Source organism: Rhizobium sp. 01L410, from assembly GCF_056400165.1.
The window spans coordinates 33,924-52,291 of record NZ_JBFTST010000006.1; the positions used below are offsets into that span (position 1 = coordinate 33,924).

Sequence of the window (18,368 nt, forward strand, 5' to 3'; positions counted from 1 at the left end):
GTCTGTTCGCGGCTCGCCCGAAGGCTTGGTCTTACGGAGCCCAGTAGATATCGACAGGCGTTGCCGCCCGCCGCAGCACGGCCCGGATCGGCATCTCTGCCTCGTCTCCGGCGCCTTCAGCCTTCGTCAGCACGTCCTTCTTGCCCTGGCCTTCGATATGAAGCACCAGGAGCGTGGCGTCCTGAAGGCTGGAGAAGGTGAAGGTCAGGCGCGGCTCGCCGGCATCCTGCGCTTCCATGGTGATGATACCGCGCGGCGTCTTCGGATCGAGCGCGACCGCAAGATTGTTGCCGCCCGGGAAGAACGAAGCCGTATGGCCATCACCACCCATGCCGAGGATGACGATATCGAACGGATTGCCGACCGATGCCGTCTCCGTGGTGGCAAGCTTCGCGGCTGTTTCCGCGGAGCCCGTGTCGTGGAAGAGCGGCAGGAACCGCGCTGCCTTTGCCTTGTTCTGCAGCAGGTTGCTGGCAACCAGCAGATGGTTCGAGCGGTCGCTGGTTTCAGGCACGAAGCGCTCGTCGACGAGCGTGATCGTTACCTTCGGCCAGTCGAGGTCGCGCGTCGAAAGCGCCTGGAAGAAGGCTTTCGGCGTGGAACCGCCGGAAACGGCGATCGTAGCCGTTCCCTTCGCTGCGATCGCCTTGGAAAGCGTGTCCCCAACCTTGTTTGCAAGGTTGGCGGCCAGTTCCGCGGCATTGGCAAAAGCATGCATGGTCGCTGCCATCGCTATCAATCCTAGATGTTGTCGTGCCAGGTGCGGCCGTCGCGCTCGATCAGCGCGATAGCCTGGCTCGGGCCCCAGGTGCCTGCGGTGTAACCCTGAACCAGCTGGCCGGTGGATTCCCAGCCCTTCAGGATCGGGTCGACCCAGTCCCATGCCGCCTCGACTTCGTCGCGGCGCATGAACAGCGTCTGGTTGGAGCGGATGACATCCATCAGCAGACGTTCGTAGGCATCCGGGTTACGGACATGGAACGCTTCGGCGAAGCTCATGTCGAGCGAAACGTTGCGCAGGCGCATGCCGCCCGGACCCGGATCCTTGATCATCAGCGACTGCTTGACGCCTTCGTCAGGCTGCAAGCGGATGATCAGCTGGTTCTGGCTGATGCGGCCGGCCGACTGGTCGAAGACCGAGTGCGGGATCGGCTTGAAGGTGATGACGATTTCCGACATGCGGCCGGCAAGACGCTTGCCGGTGCGGATGAAGAAGGGAACGCCGGCCCAACGCCAGTTGTTGATCTCGGCCTTGATGGCGACGAAGGTTTCGGTGTTGGAAACGCCGCCTTCGAGCTCTTCCAGATAGCCCTTGACCGGACCGGTGCCGGAGGCGCCGGCGCGGTACTGGCCGCGAACGGTCATCTGCTCGACATTCGAGGCGTTGATCGGCTTCAGGGCGCGCAGCACCTTCAGCTTCTCGTCGCGCACGGCTTCGGAATCCATCGAGGAGGGAACTTCCATCGCGGTCAGGCAAAGCAGCTGCAGGATATGGTTCTGTACCATGTCGCGCAGCGCGCCTGCCGTGTCGTAGTAACCGGCGCGGCCTTCAAGGCCGACGGCTTCTGCGACCGTGATCTGCACGTGGTCGATGTAGTTGGCGTTCCAAAGCGGTTCATAGAGGGCGTTGGCAAAGCGCAGCGCCATCAGGTTCTGCACCGTCTCCTTGCCGAGATAGTGGTCGATGCGGAAGATCTGCTCTTCCTTGAAGGCCTTGCCGATGCTGTCGTTCAACGACAGCGCCGATGCGAGGTCGCGGCCGATCGGCTTTTCAACGACGATGCGGGTCGACTTGGTGATCAGCTTGTGTTCGTGGATCTTCTGCGAGATGTCGCCGAAGATACCAGGCGCAACCGCGAGGTAGAAGGCGCGGACGCGATCCTTGCCATCGTCCAGCAGCTTCTTCAGCTTGTCCCAGCCGGCGTCCGAACGGGCGTCGACCGATACGTAATGCAGACGCTTGCAGAACTTTTCGACTTCCGCTTCGTCATATTCGCCCTTCTTAAGGTGCTCCTTGAGAGCGTCCTGGGCGAACTTGCGGTATTCTTCGTCGGTCAGCGGGCTGCGCGAAGCGCCGATGATGCGCGTCGGTTCGGTGAACTGTCCCTCGATCTGGCGGTGGTAGAGGGCGGGCAGGAGCTTGCGCTCGGCAAGGTCGCCGCTGCCGCCGAAGACGACATAATCAAAGGGTTCAACGGGAATGATCTGGCTGCTCATGAGCTTTTCTCTCAATCAGTCTGGTTGGCGGCCGTTTTAATCTAATCGATTTAAAAAAGCCAGTGTGCGATGCAATGAATCTCTCGGGTCCCGGTTTTAAAGCGAATTGACCCGAGAGGAAATCCCGCAATCGCCCTAAAACTTGTCGCGCAGCGCGAACCAGGACAAGGCTAGGAAAAGCAGCGGTGCCCGCATGGCTGGTCCGCCGGGAAAGGCCGGGATATCGAGCCCTTTGAAGAGATCGAGTTCCCCTGATTTTCCAAGAACCGTTTCTGCATAAAGTTTGCCGCAGTAATTTGACAGCATCACGCCGTGGCCGGAATAACCGCCGATCGATGTCACATTCGGCATCACTTCGCGCACGAAGGGCTGCCGCGGCAGGGTGATGCCGACCGAGCCCCCCCAGGCATGGGTAATCTCGACGTCCTTCAATACGGGGTAGATCTCGGCGATCTGGCGGCGGATGTGTTCCGTGATGTCGCGCGGGTTGTCAGAGGTATAGGCCTCGCGCCCGCCAAACAGCAGCCGCCCGTCCTTCGACTTGCGGAAATAGCGCACCACGAAGCGCGAGTCGGCAACCGCTTCGCCGCCCGGCAGCACGGACGGGAAGTTCTTCAGCGGCGCGGTGGCGCCGATGAAGGAGCGGATCGGCATGACGTGGCTTGCCGTCACCGGCTCCAGATTGCCGATATAGCCGTTGCAGGCAATCAGCGCCTTGTCGGCGGCGATCGTACCCCTCGGCGTGTCGATCTTCACCTTGCCGCCGTCATTACGGACGGCGGTGGCCGGCGTCATCTCGAAGATCTGAGCGCCGGCATTGGCGGCGACGCGGGCAAGCCCGACCAGCAGTTTCAGCGGGTGGATATGGCCGGTGCCGGTGTCGCGCACGCCACAATGATAGCGCTTCGACCCCAGCCGCTCCTGCGTCTCTTCCCTGTCCATGAAACGCACATGCGGATAATCGTAACGAGAGGCTGCGATCTCGGCATTTTCGGCATAGGAACGCTTGTAGCTCTCCTTGTGCGCCACGTTCATCTGCCCGGGCATGAACTCGATGTCGATCTGATGCTCGTTGGCGAAATCGAGCAGGTGCTTCTTTGCGCCCTCCGCCAGGTCGAACAGCGCCTTGGAGCGCTCGTAGCCGATCTTCTCTTCGAGTTCTTCCGGCCACCAGCGCTGGCCGGTACCGAGCTGACCGCCATTGCGGCCGGATGCACCGTCGCCGAAGCGGTTGGCATCGATGAGTACGACCGATACCCCCGCCTTGGCGAGATTGTAGGCCGCCTGCAGCCCGGTATAGCCGCCGCCGACAATGGCGACGTCACAGGTTCTGGATCCGTCTAGCTCCGGATAGGTCGGGCGCTCCCCCGCCGTTGCCTGATACCAGGAAACGCCGGGCGCGATCGGGCTCTGCCAGTCTTGCTTCACCGCCATGAGGAATGCCTCCTCACACGTTGAGCAGCAGGAACTCGCGCTCCCAGGGGCTGATCACTTCCATGAAGGTCTCGAACTCGCCGCGCTTGACCCCGGCATAGAGCCCGATGAACTCCGCGCCGAACACCTCTTCGAAGGCCGGCTCGTCTTCCATCAGCGCCACGGCTTCCAGCAATCCGCGCGGCAGGTCGATCGAGCCTTCGTTGGCGGCATCTTCTGTCGGTGCCGTCGGCTCGATTTCCTTCATGATCCCCAGCAGACCCGAAGCCAGCGAGGCCGCCAGCGCCAGATAGGGATTGGCATCCGAGCTCGGCAGCCGGTTCTCGACGCGGCGTGCCTGCGGATCGGAAACCGGAACGCGGAAGGCCGTCGTGCGGTTGTCGTAGCCCCAGGCGTTGTTGACGGGGCATGACATGTTCGGCGCCAGGCGGCGGTAGGAGTTGACGTAGGGCGCCAGCATCGCCAGCGCACTCGGCACGTATTTCTGCATGCCGCCGATGAAGTGGAAGAACTCCTTCGAGGGTGAGCCATCCGGATTGGAGAAGACATTCTTCCCCGTCTCTTCGTTGACCACCGACTGATGGATATGCATCGCCGAACCCGGCTGCCCCTGCATCGGCTTGGCCATGAACGTCGCGAAGATGCCATGCTTCAGCGCCGCTTCGCGGATCGTGCGCTTGAACATGAACACCTGGTCGGCAAGCTCGATCGGATTGCCGTGGCGCAGGTTGATTTCGAGCTGCGCCGGACCTTCTTCATGGATCAGCGTATCGATCTCGAGGCCCTGCTTCTCCGAGAAATGGTAGATGTCGTCGATCAGCTCGTCGAACTCGTTGATCCCGGCGATCGAATAGCCCTGTCCGCCGAGGATCGAACGGCCCGAACGGCCCTTCGGCGGATGCAGCGGATAATCGGGGTCATCGTTGGTGGCGACCAGATAGAACTCGATTTCAGGTGCGACAACCGGCTTCCACCCGCGGGCACTGTAAAGGCCCATGATCCGCTTCAGGACGTTGCGCGGCGTGTAGGACACTTCGCCGCCATCGGAATTGACGATATCGCAGATCACCTGCGCCGTCGGGTCGGTTTCCCATGGCACGACGGAGAGCGTCGAAAGATCGGGAACGAGCTTGAGGTCGCTGTCGCGCGGCTCATAGCGGAAGCTTTCCGTCTCTTCGGGATAGGCGCCCGAGATTGTGTGGCGGTAGATTGCCGAAGGCAGTGCAAGCGAGGTGTTCGAGGTGAATTTCGATGTCGGCATCATCTTGCCGCGCGGAACGCCGGCGAGGTCGGGGGTGATGCATTCGATGTCTTCGATGCCGCGTGCCCGTAGCCACTGTGCCGCTTCCTTCCAGTTCGCTACGCCGCGCGACGACCCAGGGTCAGGGGGAGTCTTGATCGTGGGGCTAACGTTCTTGGCAGGCTTAAGCGTTGTCTTTTTTGGAGACATGACACACCGGTTACGTTGATCGGAAGGCCATAATAGCCAGAGTTTGGCAATTGGCGAGGGGGGTAGAGGCGTTGACTTTCGCCATTTGATAGAAAAAGAAGGCACCCTTTACGGAAGGAAACCGGCTTGAGACGGAAGAGCGATGTAATCGTCATCGGCGCGGGCGCCGCCGGCATGATGTGTGCCATCCGCGCCGGCCAGCGCGGCCGCTCCGTTCTGGTTCTCGACCATGCCAAGACCCCCGGCGAGAAGATCCGCATCTCTGGCGGCGGGCGCTGCAATTTCACCAATATCCATGCCGGGCCGAAGAATTTTCTCTCCGCCAACCCGCATTTCTGCAAATCGGCCCTCGCTCGCTTCACCCCCGCCGATTTCGTCGCCATGGTCGACAGGCACAAGATCGCCTGGCACGAGAAGACGCTCGGCCAGCTGTTCTGTGATGACAGCGCCAAGGACATCATCCATATGCTGCTCGACGAGATGCGGGCGGCCGGTGCCGAGTGGCAGTTGCGCACGGAAATCCTCGGTGTCGAGAAGACCGACGAAGGTTTTCGCGTCGATACCTCGGAAGGCGCCTACGAGTGCGCCTCGCTGGTAATCGCCACCGGCGGAAAGTCGATCCCGAAAATGGGCGCCACCGGTCTTGCCTATCGTATCGCCGAGCAATTCGGTCTCGCCATGACCGAAACCCGTCCCGGTCTCGTGCCGCTGACCCTCGATCCGGTCCTGCTGGAAGCGATAGCACCACTCTCCGGCATTGCCGCTCCGGCCGAAATCCGCCACGGCAAGACGGCCTTCCGGGAAGCGCTGCTTTTCACCCACCGTGGCCTCAGCGGCCCGGCGATCCTGCAGGTCTCGTCCTATTGGCGCGAAGGCGAGGGGATCACCGTCGATATCGAACCCGATTTCGATCTGCTCCAGCATCTGAAGAAAGCGAAGCAGACGAATGGCCGCCAGTCGGCTCAGACGGCGCTGGCGGAAATCCTGCCGAAGCGTCTTGCCCAATATCTGACCGAGCGCGAAGGCATTTCCGGCAACATGGCCGACCTCTCCGACAAGGCGCTGGCGAGGCTTGCCGATGCCGCCCAGAACTGGACGGTCAAGCCGTCCGGCTCCGAAGGATACCGCACGGCGGAAGTGACGCTCGGCGGCATCGATACATCAGCGCTGGATTCGAAGACCATGGAAGCCAAGACGGTTCCGGGCCTCTATTTCATCGGCGAATGCGTCGATGTCACAGGCTGGCTCGGCGGCTATAACTTCCAATGGGCCTGGGCCTCGGGCTTTGCTGCAGGTGAATCCTTATAGGCTCGAATCCGGGCAAATAGATTCAAGACTTCTTAAGCCGGGTGCGCCATCGTGTCTCAATGGCAACGATGGAACAAGCTTCCCATTTAAAGCTTTACCGCACAGCCATTTTGATGGATTGTTACAGTATTGAGAAAAGTGAGGTCCTTTAGATGAATAGGAACACACGCCGCGCCCGCGCCATCGCAATCGCCCAGGCAAAGCCTGACACGAAACTCGCGACGCTCCGCTTTCTCATGCTCGCCACCGGCGCAACCGCTGCGATTATTGCCTTGGTGATCGCGCACGCCGTCTGACCTTTCCGAATTATCATATAATTTGCGGTCTGCCCTTGGCGTGCAGCCGCATGGCCTTGATCGGAAAGGCCATTTCAAACGATTTGGCTTATCCGAAAATTAATATCTCTTCTGTCACACTTGCTGAAACTATGGGCATCCCGTTTCGTGCGGCGATGACTTGGCAATGATTGCCGCCTGAGCCCTCGGGTTTCCCATTATTCCAAAAAAGTCAGCTCGATGCACTCGACCGGCGCAGCAACAGCAGCCGGTGGGAGGAGTGGTGTATGGAAGGCCGGTATAGCCATGTTCATTGATAAGATCCTGTCGCGCTTCAAGATCAAGACGAAAGTCCTGATCTTCGTTCTGCCTTTCGTCGTCGCCATCTCGGCGGTCGGCCTCACCGGCCTTTACGCCTCCGGCATGCTGCAAGGGCGCATGGAAATTTCGAACAGCATTCTGCAGTCGCTGAGCGGCTTCAAGGATCTCTACGGCTCCATGGATGACTTCCTGCAGAACACCAACGAGCAGGCTCGCGACAAGCTCTACGCGGATATCAAGACACAGGGCGAAACTTTGAACGCCACCCTGTCTCAGATCGGCGAGAATGCCGGCCGCGACAATCTGCAGGCTGCGATGGACGGCACCAGCGCCATTTCGGGCACCGTCGGCAAACTCTGGACGCTGCATGACCAGGAAGTCGCGCTGCGCAAGCAGATAGACGACGCCCAGAAGGTGATGATCACCAACCGCTTTAACGTCAGCTACGACGCGCGTCAGCTCGAAGAGAGCGTGCGCACCGACGAAGGCAACGCGACCGCAACGCTTCGCGCCGCCGACCGTCTGCTGAAGGGCGGCGATACGCTGGCAACCGCCATGAACGACTTCAACAAGGCGCAGCTTCCTGCCGACAAGCTGAAGGTCGTGACGACGGCGCTGCCGACGATCATCAAGGCTCAGCGGATGATCGAAATCTCGGTTCCGCAGAACCAGAAGAGCATGACGCAGTCGATGGCCCAGACCATCAGCGATCTGAAGACGCAGGCCGCCGCACCCGATGCCGGCTCCGATGACGGCGTTGCCAATCTCGGCCGTCTCGTTTCCCGCTTCCGCCAGATGTCCACCTACACGCAGCTGACCGCCACGCAGATGATGCGCGAGGCGACCACCACCTTCGTCCAGCTCGACAGCCGTATTGCCCAGACCAACTCGGTTCTGGAAGACACCCGCCGTCTGGAAACGTCGATCTATTCGCTGCAGCTCGTATTGGCCGATTTCAGCGCCAAGCCGACCAAGGAAAACCGGGTTCGACTTAACCAGGAAATCTCGACCCTCAACACCATGCTGAACACCCTGCAGGCCAGTGCCAAGGGCATGGATTTTGCCGGTGACATCATCTCGGCGATTACCCCCGCGCTCGTCTCGATGGACAAGGACGCGCAGAGCCTCGTCGATGTCATCAATCAGCGCATCAGCGATTACGCCGCTGCCCGCCAGGAGCTCGACAGCGTCTGGGGCCAGCTGACCAGCTTCGCCGAACTGCAGAAGCAGACGGCCGGCGCCGAGCGCGAGCAGGCGAACAGCATTTCCGTCGGCACCACAGGCCTCGGCATTCTGGTCTCGATCATCGGCGGCATCGCCCTGGTTCTCACCCTGCAGCGCCCAATCGGCCAGATCACCGCCGCGATGCGCCGTATCGCCGACGGTGCGCTCGACACCAATATCTCCGGTGAACAGCGCTACGACGAAATCGGCGACATCGCCCGCGCCCTCGGCATCTTCAAGGAGAATGCGATCTCCAAGATCCGCATCGAGGAGCAGAGCGACGAGGAGCGCCAGGCCGCCGAGCACGAGCGCCAGCGCAACGATGCCGAAAAGCGCGAGATGGACCGTCAGATCGAATATGCGGTCAACGAACTTGCCGCCGGTCTGCAGCGCATGTCGCAGGGCGATATCTCCACGACGATCGACACGCCGTTCATCGGCCGTCTCGAGCAGCTGCGTGAAGACTTCAACGGCTCGATGTTCCGCCTCCAGGAGACCATGAGCCAGATCCGCGATAATGTGCAGATGATCCAGGGCAACGGCAACCAGATGGCCCAGTCGGCCGAGGATCTCGCCAAGCGTACGGAACAGCAGGCTGCCTCGCTCGAAGAGACCGCCGCCGCCGTCGACGAGATCACCGTTACCGTCCGCTCGTCTGCCGAGCGCGCCAAGGATGCCGACCAGATCGTCCGCCAGGCCAAGCGCAGCGCCGATGACTCGGCAACTGTCGTCGGCAAGGCGATCGATGCCATGGGCCGTATCGAGGATGCGTCGCGCCAGATCGAGCAGATCATCGGCGTCATTGACGAGATCGCCTTCCAGACCAACCTGCTGGCGCTGAACGCCGGTATTGAAGCAGCGCGCGCCGGTGAGGCGGGTAAGGGCTTCGCTGTCGTCGCGATGGAAGTCCGCGAGCTTGCCCAGCGCTCCGCCGCTGCCGCGCAGGAGATCAAGGGCCTGATCAACAAGTCGACGACGGAAGTCAGCTCCGGTTCGCAGTCGGTGCAGGAAACCGGTACCGTGCTGGCGAAGATCAGCGCGCAGATCGTCACCATCAGCCAGCATGTCGAAATGATCGCCCGCGCCAGCCACGATCAGTCCGGTGCGCTGCAGGAAGTCAACGCCACCGTCAACTCGATGGACCAGATGACCCAGCAGAACGCCGCCATGGTGGAAGAGACGACGGCGGCAAGCCGCGAACTCGCTTCCCAGGCAGACAGCCTGCTTACTCTCGTGCAGCAGTTCAAGATCGAAGGCGAATCGCACACGGCCTATTACCGCGCTGCCTGATCCCAGCCGAAAACCAGTCGAAGAAAACGGCGCCGCGAGGCGCCGTTTTCTGTTTGTCGAACAACGTCAATGACTTAGAAAATATCCGCCATGGTTGTGTTCCGCCCGCGACAGACCACATTTTCTACCGATGTGGGAAAAGACATAGGTAAATTATCATACTTATGCAATTTATTGCATTTTTTCAGGTAATTAGCGGAAAATTTTCTTTAACGTTTAACGCATAGAGTATCTGCAATTCATCTTGCAGAGGGCCCTCATGCTGCGCTTTTTCTCGACATCCATCGTCCGCCAGGCGGTCGCGATCACACTCGGTCTGCTTGTGGTCAGCACCGGCGCGATCGTTGCCGTGACCTATTACGACCTCAGCCGCTATGTGATGGACAACGCCGTCTCAGATGCCAGGGACGCAAACCGCACCATGGCCATCCTCTATGGTGCAGGCGACCAGAGCGCCACGATCACGGTCACGGATTCGCAGCTCGCCACCGTCACCGAAGAAAAGATACCCGCATTCACCGACCACTCGCTGGTCGATCGTACCGCTCAGTCGATCGCCGGCGTCGCCACGATCTTCGACAAGCAGGGCAGCGACTATGTGCGCGTCTCGACCAATGTGAAGAAGGAAGACGGCAGCCGCGCCGTCGGCACCAAACTTGCCGCCGATCATCCGGCGCAGACGGTGCTTGCCAAGGGCGACGCCTATTATGGCCCGGCTGTCCTGTTCGGCAAGAACTACATGACCGGCTATTTCCCGGTGAAGAATGCCGCCGGCGCCAATACCGGTATCCTCTTCATCGGCATTCCGATGGAAGTCTATTTCGCTCGCCTGCAGCATCTGCAAGTCCTCGTCATCGGCGCAGGTGCCGCCGTCATGCTGGCCGTCAGCCTGCTGGCCTTCTTCGCCATCCGCCGCACGGTCAGCCCCCTCCAGGCGCTGACGAAGACGGTGCATGCGATCTCCTCGGGCAATCTCTCCGGCGCCATTCCCTGTGTCGACAAGCGCAACGAATTCGGCGAGATCGGCCGGGCGCTGGAAGCCTTCCGCGACAGCGCCAAGGCGCGCCAGGACCTGGAAACCCAGGCTGCCGAACAGCGCGCGCTGACGGAAGCCGAGCGCACCCGCAACGACGCCGACAAGCGCACGCTCGACGGCCAGATCGACTTCGCCGTCAACCAGCTCGCCGCCGGTCTCGGCCGTCTGGCACAGGGCGATGTCTCGGAAACCATCGAAACGCCTTTCGTCGGCCGCCTCGAGCAGCTGCGCGTCGATTTCAACAGCTCGCTGCTTCGTCTGCAGGACACGCTGTCGAGCATTCGCGACAATGCCAACGCCATCCAGCGCAACAGCGGCGCGATGCTCGCCTCTGCCGGTGAGCTCTCCAAGCGCACCGAGGCCCAGGCCGCCAATCTTGAAGAGACGGCTGCAGCCGTAGAGGAAATCACCGTTACCGTCCGCTCTTCCGCGGAACGGGCCCGCGAGGCCAACAACACCGTGGCGCTCACCAAGAAGACCGCCGATAGCTCTGGCGCCGTGGTCGGCGATGCCGTGGCTGCCATGGGGCGCATCGAGGAAGCGTCGCAGAAGATCGAACAGATCATCGAGGTCATCGACGACATCGCCTTCCAGACCAATCTTCTGGCGCTGAATGCCGGTATCGAAGCCGCCCGTGCGGGTGAAGCGGGAAAGGGCTTTGCCGTTGTCGCGCAGGAAGTCCGCGAACTGGCCCAGCGCTCGGCTGACGCCGCCCGCGAGATCAAGGGTCTGATCGAGAAGTCGACCCGCGAGGTTACGGCTGGTTCGGAGCTGGTGCAGAAGACCGGCAATGTCCTGGCTTCGATCAGCCAGGAAATCATCGTCATCAGCAAGCATGTCGAGACGATCGCTACCGCCAGCCATGACCAGTCCGCCGCCCTTCAGGAAGTCAACGGTTCGGTCAACGCCATGGATCAGATGACCCAGAAATGCCTCGATGGTCGAAGAGACGACGCAGGCAAGCCGCCAGCTCGCAGACGAAGCCGACGCGCTGATGGGCCTGCTCCAGCAGTTCCGCATCGGCAACGGTGCCGCAGCTCACCGTCCGGCGAGACGGGCCGCCTGATCGGCATGCATTGAATGAATGGTCCTGGGCCGCGCCTCATCAGCGCGGCCTTTGTTTTTCATGCCGATCTCCGTTAGCCAGGTAACGGCACGGATGATCCGCGAATTGCCATACTCCTCATAGAATGCATCTTCGGATGAAGGGCGGGAGATAGGTGCGCCCTGCGACAGTCCGATCATGTTGGCGATGGCGATCTGGTCGATCATGATGATGTCCTCCGTTTGACGAGACATCACTTCAGATACACAGCAAAAATCGCTTCTTAAACAGGTGAAATCGGCATACGATTTTCACCGATGAAAAACATGACTTGGGATTCCTATCAGCTTTTCCTGCAGGTGGCGCGCCTCGGCGGGCTAACGGGCGCGAGCGGTACCAGCGGCCTCAGCCCGGCTACCGTCGGCCGCCGCATGCTCGAACTCGAACAGGACACCGGCCGGACGCTGTTTGTCCGCAGCCAGACCGGTTATCGCCTGACCCCGGACGGACAGGCATTGCTCGACCATCTGCAGGAAATGGAAGCCGCTGCCCGCAAGATCGATGCCTGGCGGCAATCGGGCGAGGGTGCGGCAACGGTCAGGGTGGCTGCCGGAACCTGGGTGGCCTGGCTGCTGACCGAGAACTTTTCAGCGATCCGCATGCCCGGCGATGCGTTCTCCGTTTCGCTTACAATCGGCGAAACGCGCGCTAATCTCTCTTACCGCGAAAGCGATATCGGCATTCGCGCCTTCGAGCCCGAAGAGGCGAATCTCGCCGCCCGGCTGCTCGGCGAGGTCGCCTATGCCGTCTATGTCAGGCGCAATGCCGCCGAGGCCGCCGAGCAATGGGTGGCCGTTGCCGAAGACGAAGCGATCTCCGGCTATCTGCGCTGGCCTTATCGAAACTCATCCGGCCCGATCGCCGCCACCGTCAACCGGCCGCGATCGCTGCCGGATCTGGTGCGGGCGGGTGCGGGCAGGGCGGTCCTGCCCTGTTTCGTCGGCGATCTCGATCCCGAGCTACAGCGTCTCGGCGCCGAAATCCCGGAGTTGCGGCATCGCCAGTGGATCGTCATGAACAATGAAGACCGCCACCGGCCGGAAATCCGCGCGGTTGCCGATCGCATGACGAAGCTGTTGAAGAGCTATTCCGACCTCTTCGCCGGAAAGCGCGCCAGCCGCAGCTAGCGTTAGGGGATCAGCCGCCGCACCAGCGCCACCTGGCTGTTGACGCCAAGCTTGGAAAAGATGTTCTTCAAATGCGAGCGTGCTGTCTCGTAGCTGATGTCGTTGAGCTTGGCGGTGTCACGCAGCGACAGGCCACTGGCGATCGACGATGCAATGCGCAGCTCCGCCGCCGTCAGGTGTTCGTCGCCGCTCAGCCGCTCGTTGAGATGCGCACAGCTGCTGCCGGCACGCTCGATGATCAGCGCCGAGGTCGGCTCCTGCAGGAACTCGCTCATGAAATCCGATTGCAGCCGAACCAGCGTATATTTCACATTGCCGATGCGCCCGCTGCAAACCGGCTGCAGCGGCTCGCTGGAATGGCCGGTCGCGCGCAGCTGCTCGTTGATACCAGCGTCGTTGACATTGAGCCGTCCGGTTGGCGTGACACTGATGCCGCAGCCTTCGGTGAGCAGCCTTTGTGCGGCAGCATTCATCGAGCGCACCTTGCGCTCCTCGCCGAGATAGATCAGCCCGACGCCGATCGCATCGAGCAGCGGCTTGCCGCCTGCCTCGTTGCTTCGCTCGCGGCGCAGGTAGTCGAAAGCCCGCCGAAGATGCGGGGCAAGCTCGGTCAGCACCTGCGCATTGGTGCGGTTATAGCCGGTGTCGGTGCTTGAAGTCAGCGTCGAGAGATTGAAGGACCGGCCCTTCTCCCGCATGATCGTCACGCCGATGCTGCTGCGGCAATCGATGCTGCGCAGGTAGTCGTGATAGAATTCGGTTTTCAACAGCTCTTCATGCGGCAGCATCTGATCGGCGATCACGCCGAGCCCGACGGGCCGTACGGCCGCCTTCGCCATCCACGGGTTCACCGTGCTGAAATGCGTGTTGTAGGCTTCGGCTGCCGAGCCATCGAGACCCGACGAAAGCGACAGTCCGCCGGAGCCGAGAACGGCATCGTGAAAAAACAGCGTCGATTTTCCATCCGGCATGCGCGTGTTCAGCGTATCCAGAAAATCCTGCCAGCTGGTTTCCCCGAGCAGTGCCCCATAGACCAAGTCGGTCAGGGACTGCACGTCCGCGCGTATCATTGCAGGCATATGATGTCCCATAAGAGCTTGAAGACATTATGCTCGTCTTTGCCGGGACTGACAATTGCGTCAAATGACGCAGAAGGCGCCGGTTTTTCCGGCGCCTTCTCCTCCTTTAGGCGCGGTTGGCAACGACAACCGGGATCATCAGATCGCCCCAGTTGCCGTCGCCCCCGTGATGACGGGCGGACCGGACAAGCTCTACGGAAACTCCGGACTCGACCGCCTTCATGACCGACGCGTTGAGCCGGTGCAGATCGTTGGCCAGCATGCGGATCATGCTCTGCTGGTCCGGCGTCATCGTCGATGCCTGTTCTTCCGCGCGTTCGCGGACACGTGAGATGGAAGCCATTGTCTTCTCCTCCTGTTGCGCGGTCATTCCGCCGCGGGCTTGAACTGTGCGTGTTCGGTCGATTCTAGCATCGCTGTCGTCGAGGACAGGCCGCCGGTGATGGCAAGCGATACGGCATCGAAGTAACCGGTGCCGACTTCCCGCTGATGCTTCGTCGCCGTATAGCCATTGGCCTCGGCGGCGAATTCCGCCTGCTGCAGCTCGGAATAGGCCGCCATCTGCCGGTCCTTGTAGCCGCGCGCCAGCTCGTACATGCCGAAATTCAGCTGGTGGAAGCCGGCAAGGGTGATGAACTGGAACTTGTAGCCCATGGCGCCGAGCTCGCGCTGGAACCGGGCGATCGTCGCTTCGTCGAGGTTCTTGCGCCAGTTGAAGGACGGTGAGCAGTTATAGGCGAGCATCTTGCCCGGATGAACCTTGTGCACGCCCTCGGCAAAGCGCCGCGCCTGATCCAGATCCGGCTTCGACGTCTCGCACCAGATGAGATCGCAATAGGGCGCATAGGCGACGGCGCGGGCGATGCAGGGCTCCAGGCCGTTGCGCACCTGATAGAAGCCCTCGACCGTGCGTCCGGCATCGTAATCGACGAAAGGCTGGTCGCGCTCGTCGATATCCGAGGTCAAAAGCTTCGCGGCCTCGGCGTCAGTGCGGGCGATCACCAGTGTCGGGACGCCCATGACGTCGGCTGCCAGACGCGCGGCATTGAGGTTGCGGATATGGGCCGCCGTCGGGATCAGAACCTTGCCGCCCAGATGGCCGCATTTCTTTTCCGATGCCAGCTGATCCTCGAAATGGACGCCGGCCGCGCCCGCCTCGATATAGGCCTTCATGATCTCGAAGGCGTTCAGCGGCCCGCCGAAGCCGGCCTCGGCATCGGCGACGATCGGCGCGAACCAGCTCTCGACCGACAATCCCTTGTTTTCCGAGGTCTCGATCTGGTCGGCGCGCTGAAGCGTGCGGTTTATGCGCTTGGCAAGCTCGGGGCCGGCATTGGCAGGATAGAGCGACTGGTCCGGATACATCGCGGACGCCGTATTGGCGTCGGCCGCCACCTGCCAGCCGGAAAGATAGATCGCCTTCAGCCCGGCGCGCACCATCTGCATCGCCTGATTGCCCGAGAGGGCGCCGAGCGCATTGACGAAATCATCCCGGCGCAAGAGCTCCCAGAGCCTGTTGGCGCCGATCTCCGCCAGCGAATGGCTGATCGCCACGGAACCGCGCAGACGCCGGACGTCCTCTGCAGAATAGGGGCGCTCGATACCGTCGAAACGGCCAGCCGGTGCGTTGTGGATCAGCTTGTCAAACTCAGTCACAGTATCCTCCTTCGGCGTCATTCACCTGTGTGACAGAATTTACAAATCACGCGAAAATAGCCAGAAAATACTTGATTATTGGGCATGGAAAGAGGTTATATTGCCTCGAGTTTTACAAGGATGCTCTGTCAAATTGTAAAGATTTGTAAAAGGCTGGCATATGGAACGGAAGATCTTCGCGGGGCCGAAAGTCAGGCGTATCCGCAACGGCCTGGGCGTCACGCAAACGGCGATGGCCGAGGCGCTCGGCATCTCGCCCTCCTATCTGAACCTGATCGAGCGCAATCAGCGGCCGCTTACGGTCCAGCTGCTGCTGAAGCTCGCCTCGGTCTACAAGGTCGATCTCGACGATCTCCAAAGCGAACCCGGCAACAATCTCGCCGGATTGCGCGAAGTCTTTGCCGATGCGCTGTTATCGGGCGAGCTGCCTGGCGATCAGGAACTCGTCGAAATCGCCGAGGCGGCGCCGAACGCGGCAAGCGGCATGGTGAAGCTCTACCGTGCCTACCGCGAGCAGGCGGCGCGGCTGTCGGACCTGAGCGCCCTCATGGCCGGCGACGCCGATGTCCCGGCCGCCGGCGCCAGGCTTCCGGCAGACGAAGTCCGCGACGTGCTGGAGCGGCGCCCGGCCTATTTCGCCATGATCGAGGATGCCGCCGAGCAATTCTTCATGTCGCTGCCATCTGGCGATCTCCAGCAGGTGCTGAAGGACTGGCTGCAGAAGGGGCGCGGTATCACCGTGCGGATCATGCCGGTTCATGTCATGCCGGACCTGCGCCGCCGTTTCGACCGGCATTCGATGCGTCTTTTCATCTCCGAGCGATTGTCCGCATCCGAACAGTTGCAGGAAATCGCCATCGAAGTAGCAACGCTGGCCCTGCGTGCCGCGATCGGCAAGGAACTCGATAGTCTCGGCCTTTCCACGCCAGAGGCCCAGCGCATTGCCCGCTTCGAGCTGGCGCGCTCCGCGGCGCTGGCGATCATGATGCCCTATGAGGCCTTTCTCGCCGCGGCGAAATCGGTGCGCTATGATCTCGACCTGCTGCGCAGCCGCTATGGCTGTTCGTTCGGCCAGGCCGCCGCCCGGCTGATCATGCTGCAGCGTCCCGGCAATGCCGCCGTTCCGTTTTTTTTGATGGAGGTCGATGCCGCGGGAAACCGTCTGCGCCGGGCAGGTGCTGCCGGTTTCCCGCATGCCCGCTTCGGCGGCGGCTGTCCGAAGCTCGGCATACACGCCGCTCTGCTGCAGCCGGGACAGATCATCGCGGAAACGGCCGAAACGCCCGATGGCTCCGGTTTTCTCACGGTGTCGAGAACGCTCGAAGGCCCTGCCGCGCCCTTCGGTGAGCGGATCAGACGCACCGCCGTGCTCGTCGGCTGCGACGCGCAGTTCCGGGATGCGACCGTCTACAGCCATGCCACGTCATCTTCGCCACATGCAGTTGCAATCGGCCCAGCCTGCCGCCTTTGTGAGCGAAAAGGCTGTCTTGCCCGCGCCGAGCCGCCGGTCACTCGCCCGCTTGGGCTAGACGAGATGGTGACCGGCCTCAGCGCCTTCGATTTCCAGTGACCGGTGAAATCATTGCGAGCACCCGGATTTAGCGCTTGTCGCCTCCCAAATTCCTTTCTAGTCTAGCCAAAAATCCAGAGGGAATGGGTGTCCGGGGGCGTGATACCTAATAATTATAAAGGCACAGGAGAGATTATGAGGTCAGTCATCGCAAAGCTCGCGGTATCAGCCGCCGTGGCTATTTTTGCAGCAGCGCCATCCTACGCCCAGGAGCGCATCGTCAATGTCTACAACTGGTCCGATTATATCGACAGCTCGATCCTAGAGGACTTCACCAAGGAAACCGGCATCAAGGTTGTCTACGACACCTTCGATTCCAACGAGACGCTGGAAACCAAGCTCCTGGCCGGTGGCACCGGCTATGACGTGGTCGTTCCGACGGTTTCCTTCATGCAGCGCCAGATCGCTGCGGGCGTCTATCAGAAGCTCGACAAGTCGAAGCTCCCGAACCTGTCGAACATGTGGGACGTCGTCATGAAGGGCGTCGCCACCTTCGATCCGGGCAACGAATACAGCGTCGACTACATGTGGGGCACCACCGGCATCGGCTACAATGTCGACAAGGTGAAGGCTGCGCTCGGCACCGACGAGAAGCCGAACTGGGATGCACTCTTCGATCCTGCCAAGGCTGCGAAGCTCAAGGATTGCGGCATCTACATGCTGGATTCGCCGACCGACGTCATTCCGTCTGTGCTTGCCTATCTCGGCCTCGACCCGAACAGCAAGAAGCAGGCCGATCTCGACAAGGCGCAGGAAGTTCTGCTCGCGGTCCGTCCGTTCGTGCGCAAGTTCCACTCGTCCGAATATATCAGCGCGCTCGCCAACGGCGATATCTGCATCGCGCTCGGCTATTCCGGCGATATGTTCCAGGCGCGTGACCGCGCGGCGGAAGCCAAGGCTGGCGTCACCATCGACTATTCGGTTCCGAACCAGGGTGCGCAGATCTTCTTCGACGTCTTCGGTATCCCGAAGGATGCACCGCATGTCGAAGAGGCGCATGCTTTCATCAACTACATGATGAAGCCCGAAGTCGCCGCCAAGGCATCGAACTTCGTTTATTATGCCAATGGCAACAAGGCGTCGCAGCAGTTCCTCGACAAGGCCGTCATCGACGACACGGCGATCTACCCGACGCCTGAAGTCATGGCCAAGCTCTTCACGGTGCCGCCGCTCGATCCGAAGACGCAGCGCATCGTCACACGAATCTGGACAAAGGTCGTTACCGGCCAGTAATCGAGACTTCGGCCCGGACGGCAACGCCCGGGCCTTTTATTGA

General features: G+C 61.2%; 14 protein-coding genes and 1 pseudogene. 7 read left to right on the forward strand and 8 right to left on the reverse strand.

Going from position 1 to position 18,368, the window contains the following annotated elements; all coding sequences use genetic code 11:
* Nucleotides 1–31: 31 nt before the first annotated feature.
* From pgl to AC1DV9_RS14470, 4 genes are all read right to left on the reverse strand, one after another.
* A complete protein-coding gene (pgl, locus tag AC1DV9_RS14455) occupies nucleotides 32–730 on the reverse strand; it encodes a 6-phosphogluconolactonase (RefSeq protein WP_477948627.1) in 699 nt (232 codons plus the stop codon).
* Nucleotides 731–741: 11 nt separating this feature from the next.
* Nucleotides 742–2,217, reverse strand: a complete 1,476-nt coding sequence (zwf, locus tag AC1DV9_RS14460) for a glucose-6-phosphate dehydrogenase (protein WP_112387641.1) — start codon at nucleotides 2,215–2,217, stop codon at nucleotides 742–744.
* 135 nt (nucleotides 2,218–2,352) lie between these two features.
* Nucleotides 2,353–3,651 (reverse strand): NAD(P)/FAD-dependent oxidoreductase, encoded by a 1,299-nt coding sequence (locus tag AC1DV9_RS14465; RefSeq protein WP_477948628.1) that lies wholly within the window; start codon nucleotides 3,649–3,651, stop codon nucleotides 2,353–2,355.
* A gap of 13 nt (nucleotides 3,652–3,664) precedes the next feature.
* Nucleotides 3,665–5,101, reverse strand: coding sequence for a glutamine synthetase family protein (locus AC1DV9_RS14470; RefSeq protein WP_112387643.1), 1,437 nt, complete (start codon nucleotides 5,099–5,101; stop codon nucleotides 3,665–3,667).
* 174 nt (nucleotides 5,102–5,275) lie between these two features.
* Between AC1DV9_RS14470 and AC1DV9_RS14475 the strand changes: the two genes are divergently transcribed.
* The 4 genes and pseudogenes from AC1DV9_RS14475 to AC1DV9_RS14490 all read left to right on the forward strand — a co-directional run bounded on the left by AC1DV9_RS14475 (nucleotide 5,276) and on the right by AC1DV9_RS14490 (nucleotide 11,621).
* On the forward strand, nucleotides 5,276–6,409 hold the full coding sequence (locus AC1DV9_RS14475; RefSeq protein WP_477949063.1) for a BaiN/RdsA family NAD(P)/FAD-dependent oxidoreductase: 1,134 nt from the start codon (nucleotides 5,276–5,278) through the stop codon (nucleotides 6,407–6,409).
* Between the two features lie 152 nt (nucleotides 6,410–6,561).
* A complete protein-coding gene (locus AC1DV9_RS14480; protein WP_310292842.1) occupies nucleotides 6,562–6,705 on the forward strand; it encodes a hypothetical protein in 144 nt (47 codons plus the stop codon).
* A gap of 285 nt (nucleotides 6,706–6,990) precedes the next feature.
* A complete protein-coding gene (locus AC1DV9_RS14485) occupies nucleotides 6,991–9,519 on the forward strand; it encodes a methyl-accepting chemotaxis protein (protein ID WP_112513934.1) in 2,529 nt (842 codons plus the stop codon).
* Between the two features lie 259 nt (nucleotides 9,520–9,778).
* Nucleotides 9,779–11,621 (forward strand): annotated as a pseudogene (locus tag AC1DV9_RS14490) (methyl-accepting chemotaxis protein).
* Here the strand turns inward: AC1DV9_RS14490 and AC1DV9_RS14495 are convergent.
* Nucleotides 11,594–11,827, reverse strand: coding sequence for a hypothetical protein (locus tag AC1DV9_RS14495; protein WP_477948630.1), 234 nt, complete (start codon nucleotides 11,825–11,827; stop codon nucleotides 11,594–11,596). The pseudogene AC1DV9_RS14490 and the gene AC1DV9_RS14495 overlap by 28 nt on opposite strands.
* A 90-nt stretch (nucleotides 11,828–11,917) precedes the next feature.
* On the opposite strand from AC1DV9_RS14495, the gene AC1DV9_RS14500 reads away from it, so the two are divergent.
* Entirely contained in the window at nucleotides 11,918–12,787 is an 870-nt protein-coding gene (locus AC1DV9_RS14500) for a LysR family transcriptional regulator (RefSeq protein WP_477948632.1), read from the forward strand.
* 2 nt (nucleotides 12,788–12,789) lie between these two features.
* Here AC1DV9_RS14500 and AC1DV9_RS14505 read toward each other — a convergent pair whose 3' ends face one another.
* From AC1DV9_RS14505 to aceA, 3 genes are all read right to left on the reverse strand, one after another.
* Nucleotides 12,790–13,866, reverse strand: coding sequence for a helix-turn-helix transcriptional regulator (locus tag AC1DV9_RS14505; RefSeq protein ID WP_477948633.1), 1,077 nt, complete (start codon nucleotides 13,864–13,866; stop codon nucleotides 12,790–12,792).
* 106 nt (nucleotides 13,867–13,972) lie between these two features.
* On the reverse strand, nucleotides 13,973–14,209 hold the full coding sequence (locus tag AC1DV9_RS14510) for an SMc00767 family acetate metabolism repressor (protein WP_112387649.1): 237 nt from the start codon (nucleotides 14,207–14,209) through the stop codon (nucleotides 13,973–13,975).
* Nucleotides 14,210–14,232: 23 nt separating this feature from the next.
* On the reverse strand, nucleotides 14,233–15,543 hold the full coding sequence (gene aceA / locus AC1DV9_RS14515; protein ID WP_477948634.1) for an isocitrate lyase: 1,311 nt from the start codon (nucleotides 15,541–15,543) through the stop codon (nucleotides 14,233–14,235).
* A 139-nt stretch (nucleotides 15,544–15,682) separates the two neighbouring features.
* Between aceA and AC1DV9_RS14520 the strand changes: the two genes are divergently transcribed.
* Together AC1DV9_RS14520 and AC1DV9_RS14525 are read left to right on the forward strand one after the other, a co-directional pair.
* Nucleotides 15,683–17,092 carry a helix-turn-helix domain-containing protein gene (locus AC1DV9_RS14520; RefSeq protein WP_477948636.1) on the forward strand — a complete coding sequence of 470 codons (1,410 nt, stop codon included), beginning with the start codon at nucleotides 15,683–15,685 and terminating at the stop codon, nucleotides 17,090–17,092.
* 135 nt (nucleotides 17,093–17,227) lie between these two features.
* Nucleotides 17,228–18,325, forward strand: coding sequence for a polyamine ABC transporter substrate-binding protein (locus AC1DV9_RS14525; RefSeq protein ID WP_477948638.1), 1,098 nt, complete (start codon nucleotides 17,228–17,230; stop codon nucleotides 18,323–18,325).
* Nucleotides 18,326–18,368: the final 43 nt, after the last annotated feature.